This window comes from uncultured Bradyrhizobium sp., assembly GCF_964252615.1.
Taxonomy (GTDB): domain Bacteria; phylum Pseudomonadota; class Alphaproteobacteria; order Rhizobiales; family Xanthobacteraceae; genus Bradyrhizobium.
Map to the genome: position 1 here is coordinate 1 of NZ_CAXUNQ010000059.1, position 16,873 is coordinate 16,873.

15 protein-coding genes are annotated in these 16,873 nt (G+C 63.8%); 8 read left to right on the top strand and 7 right to left on the bottom strand.

Features of this window, described 5'->3' with window-relative positions; genetic code table 11:
• Positions 1-363: 363 nt before the first annotated feature.
• Both ACFE72_RS21225 and petA read right to left on the bottom strand, forming a co-directional pair.
• Positions 364-2,433, bottom strand: a complete 2,070-nt coding sequence (locus ACFE72_RS21225) for a cytochrome c1 (RefSeq protein ID WP_375415096.1) — start codon at positions 2,431-2,433, stop codon at positions 364-366.
• 50 nt (positions 2,434-2,483) lie between these two features.
• Positions 2,484-3,017, bottom strand: a complete 534-nt coding sequence (petA, locus tag ACFE72_RS21230; protein ID WP_375415097.1) for a ubiquinol-cytochrome c reductase iron-sulfur subunit — start codon at positions 3,015-3,017, stop codon at positions 2,484-2,486.
• A 420-nt stretch (positions 3,018-3,437) separates the two neighbouring features.
• Here petA and ACFE72_RS21235 point away from each other — a divergent pair, with 420 nt between their 5' ends.
• The 4 genes from ACFE72_RS21235 to ACFE72_RS21250 all read left to right on the top strand — a co-directional run bounded on the left by ACFE72_RS21235 (position 3,438) and on the right by ACFE72_RS21250 (position 6,090).
• Positions 3,438-3,665: a hypothetical protein gene (locus tag ACFE72_RS21235; RefSeq protein ID WP_375415098.1), complete on the top strand. Its 228-nt coding sequence runs from the start codon at positions 3,438-3,440 to the stop codon at positions 3,663-3,665.
• A 280-nt stretch (positions 3,666-3,945) separates the two neighbouring features.
• Positions 3,946-4,419, top strand: coding sequence for a tRNA (cytidine(34)-2'-O)-methyltransferase (locus tag ACFE72_RS21240; protein ID WP_375415099.1), 474 nt, complete (start codon positions 3,946-3,948; stop codon positions 4,417-4,419).
• On the top strand, positions 4,416-5,306 hold the full coding sequence (gene hemF / locus ACFE72_RS21245; protein WP_375415100.1) for an oxygen-dependent coproporphyrinogen oxidase: 891 nt from the start codon (positions 4,416-4,418) through the stop codon (positions 5,304-5,306). Before ACFE72_RS21240 ends, hemF begins: the two co-directional genes overlap by 4 nt.
• A 28-nt stretch (positions 5,307-5,334) precedes the next feature.
• Positions 5,335-6,090, top strand: coding sequence for an aspartate/glutamate racemase family protein (locus ACFE72_RS21250; protein WP_375415101.1), 756 nt, complete (start codon positions 5,335-5,337; stop codon positions 6,088-6,090).
• Here ACFE72_RS21250 and ACFE72_RS21255 read toward each other — a convergent pair.
• From ACFE72_RS21255 to ACFE72_RS21275, 5 genes are read right to left on the bottom strand one after another with little or no spacing between them, the layout of a single operon-like run.
• Positions 6,064-6,831: a TSUP family transporter gene (locus ACFE72_RS21255; RefSeq protein WP_375415102.1), complete on the bottom strand. Its 768-nt coding sequence runs from the start codon at positions 6,829-6,831 to the stop codon at positions 6,064-6,066. The genes ACFE72_RS21250 and ACFE72_RS21255 overlap by 27 nt on opposite strands.
• Positions 6,828-8,084 (bottom strand): CCA tRNA nucleotidyltransferase, encoded by a 1,257-nt coding sequence (locus ACFE72_RS21260; protein WP_375415103.1) that lies wholly within the window; start codon positions 8,082-8,084, stop codon positions 6,828-6,830. Before ACFE72_RS21260 ends, ACFE72_RS21255 begins: the two co-directional genes overlap by 4 nt.
• Positions 8,081-8,344, bottom strand: a complete 264-nt coding sequence (locus ACFE72_RS21265; RefSeq protein WP_375415104.1) for a DUF6111 family protein — start codon at positions 8,342-8,344, stop codon at positions 8,081-8,083. Before ACFE72_RS21265 ends, ACFE72_RS21260 begins: the two co-directional genes overlap by 4 nt.
• Entirely contained in the window at positions 8,341-9,006 is a 666-nt protein-coding gene (locus ACFE72_RS21270) for a CoA pyrophosphatase (protein WP_375415118.1), read from the bottom strand. Before ACFE72_RS21270 ends, ACFE72_RS21265 begins: the two co-directional genes overlap by 4 nt.
• A gap of 8 nt (positions 9,007-9,014) precedes the next feature.
• Positions 9,015-9,614, bottom strand: coding sequence for a DUF1285 domain-containing protein (locus tag ACFE72_RS21275; protein ID WP_375415105.1), 600 nt, complete (start codon positions 9,612-9,614; stop codon positions 9,015-9,017).
• Between the two features lie 216 nt (positions 9,615-9,830).
• Between ACFE72_RS21275 and ACFE72_RS21280 the strand changes: the two genes are divergently transcribed.
• The 4 genes from ACFE72_RS21280 (at position 9,831) to ACFE72_RS21295 (ending at position 16,799) form a co-directional block, all read left to right on the top strand.
• The gene (locus ACFE72_RS21280) at positions 9,831-10,835 is read left to right on the top strand and encodes an AAA family ATPase (protein WP_375415106.1); all 1,005 of its coding nucleotides are present in this window, start codon (positions 9,831-9,833) and stop codon (positions 10,833-10,835) included.
• 3 nt (positions 10,836-10,838) lie between these two features.
• Positions 10,839-11,789, top strand: a complete 951-nt coding sequence (locus ACFE72_RS21285; RefSeq protein ID WP_375415107.1) for a DUF58 domain-containing protein — start codon at positions 10,839-10,841, stop codon at positions 11,787-11,789.
• Positions 11,789-14,593, top strand: a complete 2,805-nt coding sequence (locus ACFE72_RS21290) for a DUF4159 domain-containing protein (protein WP_375415119.1) — start codon at positions 11,789-11,791, stop codon at positions 14,591-14,593. The genes ACFE72_RS21285 and ACFE72_RS21290 overlap by 1 nt, the downstream gene beginning before the upstream one ends.
• Before the next feature lie 142 nt (positions 14,594-14,735).
• On the top strand, positions 14,736-16,799 hold the full coding sequence (locus tag ACFE72_RS21295; protein ID WP_375415108.1) for a hypothetical protein: 2,064 nt from the start codon (positions 14,736-14,738) through the stop codon (positions 16,797-16,799).
• Positions 16,800-16,873 lie beyond the last annotated feature (74 nt).

Here is a 16,873-nt window from a genome sequence, read left to right on the forward strand (position 1 = left end):
ACTATACTTTCAATGAACCGGACAGCCGTGGCCTTGTGCCGGGCATCCACGTCTTTCTTTCTGATGTGGAGCAAAGACGTGGATGGCCGGGACGAGCCCTGCTGGATTCACACATCCCGTCATACGCGGGCTTGACCCGCGTATCCATCCATCTTCGGAACAGTCGTTTCGAAGGGGATGGATTGCCGGGTCAAGCCCGGGCAATGACGGCGAGATGTGTGCGTATGGTAGGTCAAGCCCGGCCATGACGGCCGAGAGGTGTGAATCCAGCAGGGCCTGACCCGGCCGTCCATCAGTTTGCGAAATGAGTCATTGATCGATGGATACGCGGGGGCCCGCGTATGGCGCTACATGCCGGCCCGCTCAATGCGCGTTGGCCCAGACTTTCTTCTTCGTGAAGTACAACAGTCCGGCAAAGATGATCATGAAGATCATCACCTGCATGCCCATCCGCTTGCGGTCTTCCAGGTGCGGCTCGGCCGTCCACATCAGGAATGTCGCGACGTCATGGGCATACTGGTCGAGCTTCTGCGGCGAGCCATCGTCATAGGTGACCTGGTCGTCCGAGAGCGGTTTCGGCATCTTGATGGCATGGCCCGGGAAAAACACGTTGTAATACGATCCTTCCGGCAGATTGAAATCCTTTGGCGGATCAACGTAGCCGTGCAGCAAGGCATAGATATAATTCGGTCCCTGCTCCTGGAACTGGGTGAAAAAGTCGAAGACGAACTTCGGAAAACCCCGCGCGTAAGAGCGCGCTTTGGCGATCAGCGACAGGTCGGGCGGCAGTGCGCCGCCATTGGCTGCGCGTGCAGCATTTTCGTTCGCAAACGGCGCGGGAAACTTGTCGGCCAGCCGGCCCGGCCGCTCGAACATGTCGCCGGCATCATTAGGACCGTCCTTCATCTTGTATTCAGAGGCCACGGCCGAGGCCTGCGCCGCGGAGAATCCCGGCCCGCCGGGATCGGCGAGATTGCGGAACGACAGCAGGTTCATCGAGTGGCAGGTCGAGCAGACTTCCTTATAGACCTTGTAGCCGCGCTGCAGGGCGCCGCGGTCGTATTTACCGACCGGGCCGGCGAACGACCACTTTTGCGACGGCGGCGTATCCTGATGGTCCTCCGCCCTGGCGGTCTGCAGGCTTCCGGCGACCAGTGCGCCGGCAACCGCCAGCATGATCACCGTGGAAACCATCGGCGTCTTCAACGTGCCGGTCTTGGCCAGCACGTCGTCGGCGATGGAATTCGGCACCGGACGCGGCTTTTCGATCCGGCTCAGCAGCGGCAGCACGATGATGAAATAGGCGAAATAGCAGAACGTCAGGATGCGCCCGGCGATCACGTAGATGCCTTCCGGCGGCTTGCCGCCGAGCCAGCCGAGCAGCACGCACACGACGACGAAAATCCAGAAGAACTGCTTGGCCAGCGGGCGATATTTCGACGATTTCGTCCTGGCGCTGTCGAGCCACGGCAGGAACGCCAATATCACGATGGCGCCGAACATGACGATCACGCCGCCGAGCTTGTTCGGAATGCTGCGCAGCATCGCGTAGAACGGCAGGTAATACCATTCGGGCACGATATGGGCCGGCGTCACGCCGGGATTGGCCGGGATGTAGTTGTCGGCGTCGCCGAGATAGTTCGGCATGTAGAACACGAACCAGGCATAGAAGATGATGAAGCACGCCATGCCGAACGCGTCCTTGATGGTCGCGTAGGGCGTAAACGGCACGGTGTCTTTTTCCGTCTTCGGCTCGACACCGGCCGGATTGTTCTGGCCCGAGACGTGCAGCGCCCAGACGTGCAGCACCACCACGCCGGCGATCACGAACGGCAGCAGGTAATGCAGCGAGAAGAAGCGGTTCAATGTCGGGTTGCCGACGGAATAACCGCCCCACAGCAGCGTGACGATGCTTTCGCCGATATAGGGGATTGCCGAGAACAGGTTAGTGATGACGGTGGCGCCCCAGAAGCTCATCTGGCCCCACGGCAGCACATAGCCCATGAAGCCGGTCGCCATCATCAGCAGGTAGATGATCACGCCGAGGATCCAGAGGATTTCACGCGGCTCCTTGTATGACCCGTAATACAGGCCACGGAACATGTGGATGTAGACGGCGATGAAGAACATCGACGCGCCGCTGGCGTGCAGATTGCGCAGCAGCCAGCCGTAATTCACGTCACGCACGATGCTTTCGACCGAATTGAAAGCCATGGTGGCTTCCGGCGTGTAGTGCATGGCCAGGATGATGCCGGTCACGATTTGCACCGCCAGCATAAGCGAGAGAATGCCGCCGAACGTCCACCAGTAATTCAGGTTGCGCGGCGTGGGGTAAGCCACGAACGATGCGTGGACGAGGCCGAAGATCGGCAGCCGCCGCTCGATCCACGCGATGACGGAGTTTTGCGGCTGGTAGGTGGATGGTCCGCTCATGATGCGATCCTGAGGAGATGAAGCGACGCGTTCGGCCTTGGCGTGGAGCCTCAGCCGATCTTGATTTTGCTGTCGGAGACGAAGGCGTATGGCGGGACCGTAAGGTTGGCCGGGGCCGGACCCTGGCGAATACGACCGGAGGAATCGTATTGCGAACCGTGGCAGGGGCAGAAGAAGCCGTCGTAATTGCCCTCATGGGCGATCGGGATGCAGCCGAGATGGGTGCAGATGCCGATCACCACCAGCCACTCGTCATGCCCCTCTTTGACGCGGGCCGAATCGGCTTGCGGGTCGGGAAGGCTGGCGACGTTGACGGACTGCGCTTCCTCGATCTGCTTCTTGGTGCGGTGGCTGATATAGATCGGCTTGCCGCGCCAGAACACCTTGATGTCCTGCCCTTCGGCGATCGGCGTCAGATCGACTTCGATCGGCGCACCCGCTGCGATGGTCGAGGCATCCGGGTTCATTTGGGCAACCAGTGGCCAGACCACCGATGCGGCCCCAACCGCAGCGGCGGCTCCCGTCGCCACGAAAAGGAAATCACGGCGCGTGGGATGATCATCCGCCGAAGACGCTGTCGTCACGATTCCAAGCCCTTTCTTATCCGCACCCGGTGGAACCGCCCCTGGCAGCGCTAGGATAGCGAACGGCCGGGAGAGGCTGCCGGCGCCCGCGACCCCCCGCGGCGGCAGAACGACCATTTGCCCCGGTCAAAACCGGCGGGAACACATGGTCCAGAATCGTTCTATTGGCACCCTTGCCCGGCGAGCGCAAGCCCGCACTCGGCTGGCATGCGTGCAATGCACTAAATCCGCACAAGGCGGCGATTATCCAGACATTTCATGGCGGCGGGAAAGGCCTTCGTCCAATGCAGGTCCGGGCTTTCCGAGCCCGGCATCCGGCAGGATTGCGCAGCGATCCGCGGCGCCCGCTCGGGCGTGTAACCAGGCCGGCACCGCCGTGCCGCTCTATACGCAACGCGCGTTCCGGCATAGGCTTGGTCCATGACCGGCGATCAGGTAAAACAGGTTCTCGATCGCGGATTGATCTCGCCGGAGCGCCAGGAAGATGCCGCGCAGTTGGTGCTCGCGCCGGAGGCGCAGGAGGGTGGATTTTATCACCCGGATCACGATGAACTGGCTGCGATTGAAGAAGGAATAGCGCAGGCAAATCGTGGCGCGTTCGTATCGGCAGACGAGATCGCAGCGCTCCTCAAGCCGGGCGGCCGATGACGCTCCGCTTTACACCGCGTGCTCGTAACGATCTCCGGGATATTCTGGACTACATAGCCAAAGAAAATCCGGCTGCTGGTTCGTTTGGCGTTTCTGAATGCCGCCGAACCCGTCGCCATGCACCCTCATCTTGGGCTTCGCAACGCGAAATTCGGAATTGCGCAGCCGGCTGGCCGCAGGATACCCATACCGCATTCATTACCATGTCGAAGATGCCGACGTCTGGATCATCCATATCCGACACTCCCTCGACGCCCCTGGAATCCCGAGCTTGGCCCGAATGCATATCGCCCTGTACCAGCCCGACATCCCGCAGAACACCGGTACGATCCTGCGTCTCTGCGCCTGCCTGAATGTCGAGGCGCATATCATCGAGCCCGCCGGTTTTCCGGTATCGGACCGGCACTTCCGCCGGGCGGGCATGGATTACCTCGATCAGGTCGCGATCCAGCGTCATGATTGCTGGGAGAAATTCGAGCAATGGCGCCGCGAAAAGGATCTTCGATTGATCCTGTTCTCCACCAAGGGCGCCGATCCGTATCTCGATTATCGCTATGACGCCTGCGATATCCTGTTGTTCGGACGCGAATCCGCAGGCGTGCCGGACGAAGTTGTTACCGCCGCCGACGCTCGACTGGTAATCCCGATCGAACCCGGCCTGCGTTCGCTCAACGTCGCGATGGCGGCGGCGATGGCGCTCGGGGAGGCTTTGAGGCAAACACGATCGCAGCACAATGGGATGCGCCCGCAATGACCACGACAGACCAGACGGAACACCGCAAGGCGCGGGCTCGGGCGTGGTTCGAGCAGTTGCGCGACGAACTCTGCGCCGCATTCGAGAAGCTCGAAGACGAGGCGCCGACACAGCTTTATTCCGGCGACGCCGGGCGTTTCGCGCGCACACCCTGGGACCGCGTCGATCATACCGGCCAGCCCGGCGGCGGCGGCGTGATGAGTGTGATGCGCGGGCGGCTGTTTGAGAAGGTGGGCGTGCACTGCTCGACCGTGCACGGCGAATTCGCTCCCGAATTCCGTGCACAGATTCCGGGCGCCGCGGACGACCCGCAATTCTGGGCATCGGGGGTTTCGCTGATCGCGCATATGCGCAACCCGAACGTGCCGGCGGTGCACATGAACACCCGCTTCGTCGTCACCACCAAGGCATGGTTCGGTGGCGGAGCGGATTTGACCCCGGTGCTGGACCGGCGCCGTATCCAGGACGACCCCGATGCGCTTGCATTTCATGCGGCGATGAAAACCGCATGCGACGCCCACGCCGCCATTGCGCCCTATGAGAAGTACAAAACATGGTGCGACGAATATTTCTACCTGCCGCACCGGCAGGAAGCCCGCGGCATCGGCGGCATCTTCTACGACTGGCACGACAGCGGTGACTGGGACGCCGACCTCGCATTCACCCAGGATGTCGGCCGCGCCCTGCTGCAAATCTATCCCGAAATCGTCCGCCGCAATTTCAGGGCGCCCTGGAGCGGCGCCGACCGCGATGAGCAGCTGATCCGCCGCGGACGCTATGTGGAATTCAACCTGCTCTACGACCGCGGCACCATCTTCGGCCTGAAAACCGGCGGCAATGTCGATTCCATCCTGTCGTCGATGCCGCCCGAGGTGAAATGGCCGTAGATCTGCAACCCCGCGAAAGGCCGGCAGCTTGCGCATCCTGCTGATCAATCCGAACACCACCGAATCCGTCACCGCCTTGGTGGCGAACCATGCAAGCGCCATTGCCGGTGCCGCCGCGACATTCGTGCCGGTGACCGGCCGCTTCGGCGCCACCTACATTTCGACCCGCGCGGCGGCCGCGATTGCCGCTCATGCCGCGCTCGACGCGCTGGCGCAGCATGCGGCCGGCTGCGACGCCGTGTATCTCGCCTGCTTCGGCGATCCCGGCCTCGCCGCGTTGCGGGAAATTTCGCCGGTGCCGGTGATCGGCATGGCCGAAGCGTCGTGTCTTGAAGCCTGCAACCTCGGACGCCGCTTCGCCATCGTCACAGGCGGCGCGTTATGGGGTCCGATGCTGACAGAGTTCGTCGTGTGGCTCGGACTGGCGGCGCGGCTTGCGGCTGTTCGGACCATTGCTTCGACCGGGGACCGGATCGCGCGCGACCCCGATGCCGCGCTCGCTCAACTGGCCGCAGCCTGCATGGTTTGCGCCGCGGAGGATGGCGCCGATGTGGTGATCCTCGGCGGCGCGGCGCTGGCAGGCCTTGCGGCGCGGATTCAGCCGTCGGTACCGATCCCCGTGCTGTGTTCGGTGGAGGCCGGGACGCGTGCGGCAATTGCCGCGGCGGCGGGCTCAAATCGGCGCGTCGCGTCGCCACCCGCGCTCGACAGCGTCGGCCTTGGTCCTGATCTGGCAAGACTGCTCGGACCGGCGAAATCAAAACAGATGCCGCGCGGCCGATGAGACCATCACCGCGCCTCCCGCGATCACCGCGCCATCCAGGATCGCTGCGTGGATATGCAACGGCATGCGCTCGACGAACGCCCTGGCGAGAAATGTGCCGGGCAACGCCACCGCGCCGATCAGCAAGGCGAACGCCAGCACCTGCGCGGTGACGACCCCGGCCAGTCCAAATACCGAAATCTTGATAATGCTGGTCGCCACCGAAATCACCGCGTCGGTTGCGATGACGGCCGCGCCTTCGAGTCCCGCCGCCATCAGCAACGACAGCAGAATGACCCCCGAGCCCGAGGTGCCGCCGACCACCACGCCATAGCCGGCCGCGCCGATGCCCAAGCCCGCGTCGCCGATCCTCAAGTCACGGTGCTTGAGCAGTCGCCGCAACGGCACGCTGAGGATCAGCATGGCGCCGATCACGAGCGCGGCGCCGGCATTGGTCAGCCGGGTGTATCCGTAGGCGCCGAGCGCCGTCGTTGCTGCCGCCGCGGAAATCACGATCAGCGCGCGGTGGCGGTCAACATGGCGAAGATACGCCGCAAAGCGGCTGAGATTGGTGAAGATCGCCGAGATGGCGATGATCGGCACCACCGGCTCGGCGCCGATCAGCGGCACCAATACCAGCGGCATCAGCGCCCCGGTGCCGTAGCCGGCCAGGCCGCCGACCACCGCGGCAACCAAAGCGACGGCGGCAACCAGCGCCAGTTGCAGCGGCGAGATGTCGGCGAAACCGGAAATAACGTTCACGGCCGGTGATCGCGGGCAAAGCGTTCCGCGCTCCGATCGGCAATCGCGGTCAAAGCGGATTCCTGCAGTGGAAAATCCGCCGCAAGCCACGCATCTTCCGCCAGCGTGAGTACGTGGCCAAGCGCCGGGCCTTGGGAAATTCCGCGCGCGACGAAATCCGCCGCCTTGAGCGGGAATTTCGGCGCGCTCCAGCGCTCCGGCAGCGTCGCAAGCTCGCGCCAAGGCGCAGGATCGGCGTCCACGCCCGCCCGCGCCCAGGCCAGCATCAGCCGGTCGCGATAGCGCGCTGCGCCGAGCCGGTACAACCGCCGACGTGCGGTCGCCTGGTCCATTCCGGCAAGCCGCCACCAGCGATGGCCCATGGAATCCAGTGCCTTGGTTTCGCCATTGGTTAGCCGCAACCGGATCGCAAGCCGCCTGGCATCTTCGGTCGTGGCCACGCCAAGCGCGCCAAGCCTCAGAGTTGCATTGGGTTTTTGCCCCAAATCCCGCTCGGCGGCGATCATGTTGGCAAACGGCCCCCGATAGGCAACGCCGCCCAAGATCGACAGCAGCAATCCGCCATCTTCCATCGCGACAACCGCGTCGACGGCGCCCTTCGCGACCACGAGCTTCAATATTTCCATCCGCACCCGTTCAGCAGACAACGTCGCAAGGCCGGCGCGGCCGCGAATGCAGGCAAGGTATCCGACGTGATCGGGATGGCCCGCGCCGAAAGCAGCATGCATGCGGAAAAAACGCAGGATGCGAAGATAATCTTCGGCGATACGCCGATCCGGATAGCCGATGAAACGCACGCGCCTTGCGGCGATATCTTGCAGACCACCGACGTAATCGTGCACGGTGCCGTCGGAGGAAACCGACAGCCCGTTGATCGTGAAGTCGCGCCGCTGCGCATCGCCGACCCAGTCGCGGCCGAATGCGACTTTGGCCTTGCGGCCGAACGTTTCGATATCCTGCCGCAGCGTCGTGATCTCGAACGGCTGCCCGTCGACGACCAGCGTCACCGTGCCGTGCCCGATACCGGTCGGCACGCTTTTGATGCCGACCACCTTGGAACGCCGGACAACTTCTTCCGGCAACGCGGTGGTCGCGATATCAATGTCGCCGGCCGGAATCCGCAAAAGCGCATTGCGGACGGCGCCGCCGACAACGCGCGCTTCCTCGCCATCGCCGTTGAGCAGTTCGAGCACGCGCATCGCAGGGCCGGAGCTGAGCCAGGGCGCATCGTGCAATACGCGGTCGATGGTCATTTCTCGACCCCGGGAACGAACTTGCCGTTTTCGACGTGCGCGGGAACGTAGGTCGAATTGGGCGGCGCACCGGAGAAGTGTGCAAGCAGGATGAAACTGACGACGACGAGCAGCAGCGAGCCCAGCGCCAGTTTGGCGATTACATGCATCGGCCACGAGGTTTGCACCATCAGGCCAGAGCGGGTTGCGACCAGAAACAGCGCATAAACCGCGAAGGGGATCAGGAAAATTCCGACTTCGGTCAAAGCCGGACGGATCATGGCAGGTAGATCCGCTCATACAGCACGCGGAGAATTCCGGCCGTCGCGCCCCAGATATATCGCTCGGCAAACGGCATCGCGTAGTACGAACGCTCGATGCCGCGAAATTCCTTGGCATGAAGCTGGTGATTGACCGGATTCATCAGGAATGCCAGCGGCACCTCGAACGCGTCGTCCACTTCGGTTGCGTTGATGCGCAATGTGAACCCCGGTTTGATGCGCGCCAGCGTCGGCAGGATGCGGAATCCGAACCCCGTCGCATACAGGTCGAGATAGCCGACCGGATCGATGAATTCGCGCCCCAAGCCGATTTCTTCCTCGGCCTCGCGCAGCGCGGCGTCGAGCGGCGAGGCATCGGTGGCGTCGATCTTGCCGCCCGGGAACGATATCTGTCCGGCGTGATCGTTGAGATGCGCGGCACGCTGCGTCAGCAGCACGGTCGGCTCCGTATGTTCAACCACGGGAATCAGCACCGCGGCCGGGCGTATCGGCCGTTCCTGCGCGATGATCTGCAGCATGCGGTCATTGCCGGGATCGCCGCTCAATGGAATGATGCTGGCATCGCTCAGGCCGGGCGGAATCTCGAATCGCAGGCGCGCACGGGCGCGGTCGAAAAACTCAGCCGAACCGATGTTCACCCCGGCGGGATCCGTCTCCAGCATCGGCTCGTTCAACGCGCTTCCCTCACCTGCTCCGCATCCGCCATCGCAAAGAATTCGCCTGACGACATGACCCCGAACATGGCGCGACCATCGACCACCCGCTCCTCACCCATGTCAACCAGATCGTAATAAAGCGCGCGGGTGACCTTGGCCCAAAGGTCGGCGCGGACATGAAGATATGGCGTGAGACCGCCGTCCGAGGCGGCCTCAAATCGCAGCCGATGCGCCGAATCGCAAGCTACCCAGTCGTCGACATTGGTGCGGAAGCGCAGCAGGCGTCCGCGTGCGTCGGTTTCCTGCAGCATTTCCACCGCCAGGAACGGCGCATCGTCAACGCGAATGCCGACTTTCTCCACCGGGGTCACAAGAAAGTGCTTGCCATCCTCGCGCTTGAGAATGGTCGAGAACAACCGTACCAGCGCTGGCCGCCCGATCGGCGTCCCCTGATAAAACCAGGTGCCATCGCCGGCGATCCGCATATCGAGATCGCCGCAAAACGGTGGGTTCCACAAATGCACCGGCGGCAGCCCCTTTCCGACGGCCGCATCTTTTGCCGCCGTGGTGAGGCCGTCGAGGCCCTGGTTTGCGGTCTGCCCTTGCTTCGCCATTGTTTGCCCTGAGTCTGATCCGGATTGGCACGATTGGTGCACGTGTTGTGGCGGCAGGATTTCGCATCAAGTCGCCACATCGTGATGCCGTTCAGCCCCCCGAATACCGATAAGATGGGGATAGTCTAATTCAACGAATACATGGCCTTTGCTTAAGTTTAGCATGGGGTTGTCGACATGACGACGCCAACGATGGCGTTTCGCAAGGAGTGATGGATGGCTGGCGCAGAGAGTGTCGAGAAACTTGAAGACGTGATCGTCCGTTCGGCCGAGCAGGTCGCAGAGCAAATCCGCGCGGCAAAAGACGCGATCTCTACCGTCATCTTCGGTCAGAACCGGGTGATCGAGAATACGTTGGTGACGATCCTGTCGGGCGGTCACGCACTTCTGATCGGCGTTCCCGGACTTGCCAAGACCAAACTGGTGGAAACCTTGGGGATTACGCTCGGGCTCGACGCCAAGCGTATCCAGTTTACGCCCGATTTGATGCCGTCCGATATTCTGGGTGCCGAGGTGCTCGACGAGAGCAGTTCCGGCAGGCGCTCGTTCCGCTTCATCTCCGGTCCGGTGTTCGCCCAACTGCTGATGGCCGATGAAATCAACCGCGCCAGCCCGCGCACCCAGTCCGCGCTGCTGCAGGCGATGCAAGAGCAGCACATCACCGTGGCCGGCGCGCGCCATGACCTGCCGAAACCGTTTCACGTGCTGGCGACGCAGAATCCGCTGGAGCAGGAGGGCACCTACCCGCTTCCTGAAGCACAGCTCGATCGCTTCCTGATGGAGATCGACGTTGAATATCCCGACCGCGACGCCGAGCGGCGCATCTTGTTCGAAACCACCGGCGCAGCGGAAACGCTCGCCAAAACTGCTATGTCCGCTGACGTACTGATCACCGCGCAACGGCTGGTGCGGCGGCTGCCGGTCGGTGATTCGGTGGTGGAAGCGATCCTTTCACTGGTGCGTTCCGCGCGCCCGGGTCCGGAGGGCGGCGAGGTCGGCAAGCTGATCGCCTGGGGACCGGGTCCCCGCGCCAGCCAGTCGCTGATGCTCGCGGTTCGCGCGCGCGCATTGCTCGATGGACGGCTGACGCCGTCGATCGACGATGTGCTTGATCTGGCTGAACCGATCCTCAAGCACCGCATGGCGCTGACGTTCTCGGCGCGTGCCGAGGGCGAAACCGTTGGCAACGTCATCGCGCGGCTGAAGGCCCGCATCGGATAGAGAATGGCCGAACTCCGGAGCGATACCGAGAAAGAGGCGGTAACCGCAGCTATCGGCAAGAGCCGGAAGCTCGCGGCTCGCGTGCCCCGGCTCATTCTGGAGGCGCGGCGCGTCGCATCGACCGTAATACATGGACTGCACGGCCGCCGGCGCGCCGGTGCAGGCGAGAATTTCTGGCAGTACCGGCGCTTCGTCAATGGCGAGCCATCGCACAATGTCGACTGGCGGCGCTCGGCGCGTGACGACCATCTCTATGTGCGCGAACGTGAATGGGAAGCGTCCCATATCATCTGGCTCTGGGTTGATCGCTCGCCATCGATGGATTTTAATTCACGCGCGACCGAATGGAGCAAGCTCGACCGCGCCCTGGTCGTGTCTTTTGCGCTTGCAGAGGTACTGGTCCAGGGCGGTGAACGCGTCGGCATTCCGGAGTTGATGCGTCCTACCGCGAACCGCAACGTCATCGAAAAGATGGCGCAGGCGATGCTGCATGACGCCGGCGAGCGTCCGAGCCTGCCGCCGAATTTTGCGCCGGCTCAGTTTTCAGAAGTGCTTCTGGTGTCGGACCTGTGGAGCCCGGTCGCGGAGTTACGCCGCACCATCGGCCAGCTTGCTGCAAACGGGGCACGCGGCCATGTCGTGCAGGTCGTGGATCCGGCGGAGGAAAGCTTCCCTTATTCCGGGCGTGTCGAATTCGTGGAATCCGAGGGGCTCGGCAGCATCACTGCCGGACGCGCCGAACTTTGGCGCGCGGAATATCAGACGCTGGTTGCAAATCATCGCGCGGCGTTGCGCGCCGAAGCCGAACAGTTTGGCTGGACTTTCACCGTTCATCGCACCAATCGCGGGCCTACGGAACTGCTGTTCGCCATTCACGGCCAAATGGGCGCCGGCGCCCACACCATCATCAAGAGCCGCCGGCCCGCGCATTCCAGTTCGGACGCGCGCGCATGATCGCCGGGCTTCCGCTCTCCTTCGCCGAACCTGCGCTGTTGCTGGGCCTGCTCAGCCTGCCTGTATTGTGGTGGTTGCTGCGCGTGATGCCGCCGCGGCCCCGGCGCATCGAATTTCCGCCGACACGGCTCTTGTTCGACATCGCGCCGAAGGAAGAAACGCCGGCGCGCACGCCATGGTGGCTGACAGCCCTGCGCCTGATGGCAGCGGCGCTGGTGATTGTCGCCGCGGCCGGTCCGATCTGGAACCCGCCAACCGGCGTTGCCGGCAGCAACGGACCGCTGCTGATCCTGCTCGACGACGGCTGGAGCGCGGCCGCCAGTTGGGATGCACGGATCAAGGCGGCCGACGAACTGATCGCAAACGCCGACAATGACCGCCGCGGCGTTGCGCTCGTGCCGCTGTCGGAACCGGCCCGCGATATTACGCTCATGACCGGCGGCACCGCGCGCGTCACCCTGCGTCAGTTCGCGCCAAAACCCTATGCCGTCGAGCGGATCGAAACCCTGCCCGCCATTGAGCGTTTTTTGAAAGCCGCCGGCGACAGCGAGATCGCGTGGCTTTCGGATGGGGTCGACACCGGCCGCGGACCGGAATTCCTGGAAGGCTTGAGCAAGACGATCGGAGATCGCAGCTTGACGATCTTCGAAGGCGCCCCTCCCGCACATGCGCTCGTGGCGGCTGAAAACGCCGCCGCGAAAATGACGGTGAAACTGCTCCGCGCCAACAGCAGCATCGCCATTGATACCGGCATTGTGCGCGGGCTGGACCAGAAGGGTTCGCCGATCGGCGAGGCGCGTTATACGTTTCCGCTGCAAGATCGCGAGACCGAAGCAGCTTTCGATCTGCCGGTGGAATTGCGCAACGATATCGCGCGGCTTGAGATCGCGGGCGAACGCTCGGCGGGCGCAGTCCAGTTGCTGGACAAGCGCTGGCGCCGCCGCGCCATCGGCATCGTCAGCGGATCGACTAACGATACCGCGCAGCCGCTGCTGGCATCCACATTCTATCTCACCCGCGCGCTCGCGCCTTTCGCCGACGTCCGGCTTGGCGATAAAGGCGCACCGCAGCAGGCGATCACCCAGTTCCTCGATCAGAAGCTGCCGATGATCGTGCTCGCCGATGTTGGAACGCTTTCGCCGGAGATTCGCGAACGCCTTAGCGCCTGGATCGAGCAAGGCGGCGTGCTGGTGCGTTTTGCCGGACCCCGGCTGGCGCAGGCGGATGACGGTCTTGTACCGGTAAAGCTTCGTCGCGGCGGACGCAGCCTTGGCGGCAGCCTGACCTGGGAGAAGCCCCAGCATCTGGCCTCGTTCGCCGCCGAAGGGCCGTTCGCCGGCCTTCCCGTTCCGAAGGACATCACCATCAGCCGGCAGGTGCTCGCCGAGCCGGACGCGGTGCTGGCCACCAAGAGTTGGGCCTCCCTGGTCGACGGCACTCCGCTGGTGACCGGCGAGCATCGCGGCAAGGGACTGGTCACCCTGTTTCACGTCAGCGCGGACATGCGTTGGTCCGACCTGCCGTTGTCTGGTACCTTTGTCGAAATGCTGAGGCGAATCGTCGATATCTCCGGATACACGTCGAATCCCGGTGCAGGAGTGGCTGGCGAGGCCGGCGTCGAAACCGTGGCGCCGCTGCGCACGCTGGATGGGTTCGGCGCGTTCGGACCTCCGCCCTCGACCGCAAAGCCGCTGCCCGCCGACTTCCGCGACCGCGCGACGGTCGATCATCCGCCCGGCTTCTATGGACCGGCGGACGGCCCGCTCGCGGTCAATACGCTGGCCGTTGCGGACCGCATCGCGCCGCTGGACACGTCTGCCCTGAAGGCGCGCCGGGCCAATTATACCAACGCCGAGCCGCGCGAACTCAGGGGCATCCTGCTGTCGTCATCGCTGGTGCTGTTTCTGATCGACGCGATCATCGTGGCAATGCTCGGCGGCGGCATCGCTGCGCTATTGCGGCGGCGCGCCGTGCCGGCGGCTATTACGTTTGCTCTCGTTCTGTCCACGATAACGCCGACGCCGTTGCGCGCCGATGCCAACGATGATTTCGCCATCAAGGCGGTCGCGCAAACCCGTCTGGCCTACGTCATCACCGGAAATGCCGACGTGGATTCGATCGTGAAGGCGGGCATGGCCGGCCTGACCCTTTTCCTCGCGCAGCGCACGGCGCTGGAAACCGGCGACCCTGTCGGCGTCGATCCCGCGCGGGACGAACTGGCGTTTTTTCCGCTGATCTACTGGCCCATACTGCCAGGCGCGCCGAAGCCGCCGCAGGACGCCATCAACCGCGTCGACGCCTACATGAAACAGGGTGGCACCGTGATCTTCGATACCCGCGACGCCATCGAGGCGCCGCCGGGGCCGGGCGGCGAATCGCAGACTCCCGGCATGATCGAATTGCGTAACATCCTTTCTTCGCTCGAGGTTCCAGAACTCGAACCGGTGCCACGCGAGCACGTGCTGACCAAGACCTTTTATCTGCTGCGCGACTTTCCCGGCCGCTTCAATTCAGGCCAGACCTGGGTCGAAACGCTACCGCGCGAGGACGACGACGAAGCCGCCTCGAAGCCTGCACGAGGCGGCGACGGCGTCTCGCCGATCATCATCACCTCCAACGATCTCGCAGGCGCCTGGGCGCTGCGGCCCGACGGACAGCCGATGCTGCCATTGTCGCCCGGCGAGCCGCGGCAGCGCGAATTCGCCTTCCGCGCCGGCGTCAATATCGTGATGTACACGCTGACCGGCAACTACAAGGCCGACCTGGTGCACGCGCCGGCGCTGATCGAACGGCTGGGGCAATGAGGATGGGCTTTGGTATGAGCGCTTCCCGCAACCATGCCGTCATGGCCGGGCTTGTTTCCGCCATCCAGGTCTTTGTTCTTCGGAGCCAAGACGTGGATGCCCGGCACAAGGCCGCGCATGACAAAGTCGATAGGCGCGTGCGATGAACTACGGCGTCGCATTTACCCCCCTTGTCCCTTCGCTCGTGCTGTGGATCGCGCTCGCGGCGATCGTCGCGATCGCCGGCCTGCTGCTGGTCGGCCGCGCGCGAGGTGCTGCGGTCCGCGTCGCTGCGCTGGCTCTCATCCTGTTGGCGCTGGCCAATCCCTCCTTCACCCGCGAGGAGCGCGAGCCGCTCTCGTCAGTCGCCGCCGTCGTCATCGACAAGAGTCCGAGCCAGGGTTTTGGCGAGCGCACCCGCGAAACCGCGCAGGCGCAGGAGGCGCTGGTCAACAGCCTCAAGCAGATCAAGGGCCTTGAGGTCCGCGTGGTGGAAGCCGGACAGGCCGATGGCGAAACCGATGGCACCAGATTGTTCGGCGCGCTGTCCTCGGCATTGTCGGACGTGCCAACCGATCGGGTCGCCGGCGCGTTTCTGATCACCGACGGCCGCGTTCACGACATTCCCGCCAACGCTGCAGCGCTCGGGTTTGCCGCGCCGCTGCATGCGCTGATCACCGGGCGCAAGGACGAACGCGACCGCCGCATCGCGATTTCGGCGGCGCCGCGCTTCGGCATCGTCGGACAAACCCAGACCGTTACCTACCGGCTCGACGATCAGGGCGTCAGCGGCGACCGCGCCAAAGTGGTGGTTCGCCGCGATGGCGACGTAATCAACGAACGCACCGTGCTGAGCGGCCAAACCGTCAACATCGATATCGACATCAAGCACGCAGGGCCCAACATCGTCGAAATCGAGGCCTCGCCGCTGGCGAACGAGTTGACGCTGGTCAACAACCGCGCTGTTGTCGCCATCGACGGCGTGCGCGACAAACTGCGGGTGCTGCTGGTTTCCGGCGAGCCGCACGCCGGCGAACGCACCTGGCGCAACCTGCTGAAATCGGACGCCAGCGTCGATCTGGTGCATTTCACGATTCTGCGGCCCCCGGAAAAACAGGATGGTACCCCGATCAACGAACTGTCGCTGATCGCGTTTCCGACCCGGGAACTGTTTCAGCAGAAGATCAACGAATTTCAACTGATCATCTTCGACCGCTACGCCCGCCAGGGCGTGCTGCCGATCGCCTATTTCGACAACATCGCACGCTACGTCCGCGCGGGCGGCGCGGTGCTGGTATCCGCCGGTCCGGATTATGCCTCGACCACCAGCATCTGGCGCACGCCGCTGGATTCGGTGCTGCCGGCGGAGCCGGTCGGCGTCACCGAGAAGCCGTTCTATGCGCATCTTAGCGATGCCGGCAAACGTCACCCGGTGACACGCGGACTGGAAGGCTCCGCCAGCGAGCCGCCGCACTGGAGCCGGTTCTTCCGCACCGTCGAGACCCGCAATGCCAGCAACCCTCCGGTGATGACCGGCGCAGATGGAAAGCCGCTGCTGCTGCTGTCTCGCTTTGGCGAGGGCCGCGTCGCGCTGCTGCTCTCCGACCACATCTGGCTGTGGGCGCGGGGCTATGAAGGTGGCGGTCCTCATCTCGATTTGCTGCGGCGGATGTCGCACTGGCTGATGAAGCAGCCCGATCTCGACGAAGAGGCGCTGCGGCTGCAGACCCAGGCCAAGGATCTGGCGGTGCTGCGGCAGACCATGTCGGACAGCGTCGCGCCGGTAACGGTTACCTCGCCATCCGGCATGACGCGCGAACTGACGTTAAGCCTGAGCGAGCCCGGATTGTGGCGTTCGGCCACGCCTGCCGACGAACTCGGCCTGTGGCAGGCCACCGACGGCACGCTCAAAGCGCTGATCAATGTCGGCCCCGTCAACCCGAAAGAATTTTCCGAAGTCACCTCGACCACCGAACTATTGAAGCCGCTGGCGCAAACCACCGGCGGTGACGTGCGCCGCATCGCCGAAGGCTCCGGCATTGATCTCCCGCGCGTCGTTCCGGTACGCGCGTCCAGCATATTCCGCGGCGATGGCTGGATGGGCATAAAAATGCGGGACGCCAGCGTAGTTCGCGGCGTCGGCGTGCTGCCGATTTTCGCAGGCCTGATCGGCCTGCTGCTGCTGCTCGGAGCATTCGCCGCGACGTGGCTGCGCGAGGGACGCTGAGCCCTGCTTGCGCACAGCACTCCGCCGTCATCGCCGGGCTTGACCTCGGCAATCCAATCCATCCCGTTCGCAAA

Coding starts and splice junctions, on each gene's coding strand:
- ACFE72_RS21225 (WP_375415096.1), bottom strand. CDS start 2,433: ATGAGCGGACCATCCACCTACCAGCCGCAAAACTCCGTCATCGCGTGG.
- ACFE72_RS21235 (WP_375415098.1), top strand. CDS start 3,438: ATGACCGGCGATCAGGTAAAACAGGTTCTCGATCGCGGATTGATCTCG.
- ACFE72_RS21240 (WP_375415099.1), top strand. CDS start 3,946: ATGCATATCGCCCTGTACCAGCCCGACATCCCGCAGAACACCGGTACG.
- hemF (WP_375415100.1), top strand. CDS start 4,416: ATGACCACGACAGACCAGACGGAACACCGCAAGGCGCGGGCTCGGGCG.
- ACFE72_RS21260 (WP_375415103.1), bottom strand. CDS start 8,084: ATGACCATCGACCGCGTATTGCACGATGCGCCCTGGCTCAGCTCCGGC.
- ACFE72_RS21265 (WP_375415104.1), bottom strand. CDS start 8,344: ATGATCCGTCCGGCTTTGACCGAAGTCGGAATTTTCCTGATCCCCTTC.
- ACFE72_RS21270 (WP_375415118.1), bottom strand. CDS start 9,006: ATGCTGGAGACGGATCCCGCCGGGGTGAACATCGGTTCGGCTGAGTTT.
- ACFE72_RS21275 (WP_375415105.1), bottom strand. CDS start 9,614: ATGGCGAAGCAAGGGCAGACCGCAAACCAGGGCCTCGACGGCCTCACC.
- ACFE72_RS21280 (WP_375415106.1), top strand. CDS start 9,831: ATGGCTGGCGCAGAGAGTGTCGAGAAACTTGAAGACGTGATCGTCCGT.
- ACFE72_RS21285 (WP_375415107.1), top strand. CDS start 10,839: ATGGCCGAACTCCGGAGCGATACCGAGAAAGAGGCGGTAACCGCAGCT.
- ACFE72_RS21295 (WP_375415108.1), top strand. CDS start 14,736: ATGAACTACGGCGTCGCATTTACCCCCCTTGTCCCTTCGCTCGTGCTG.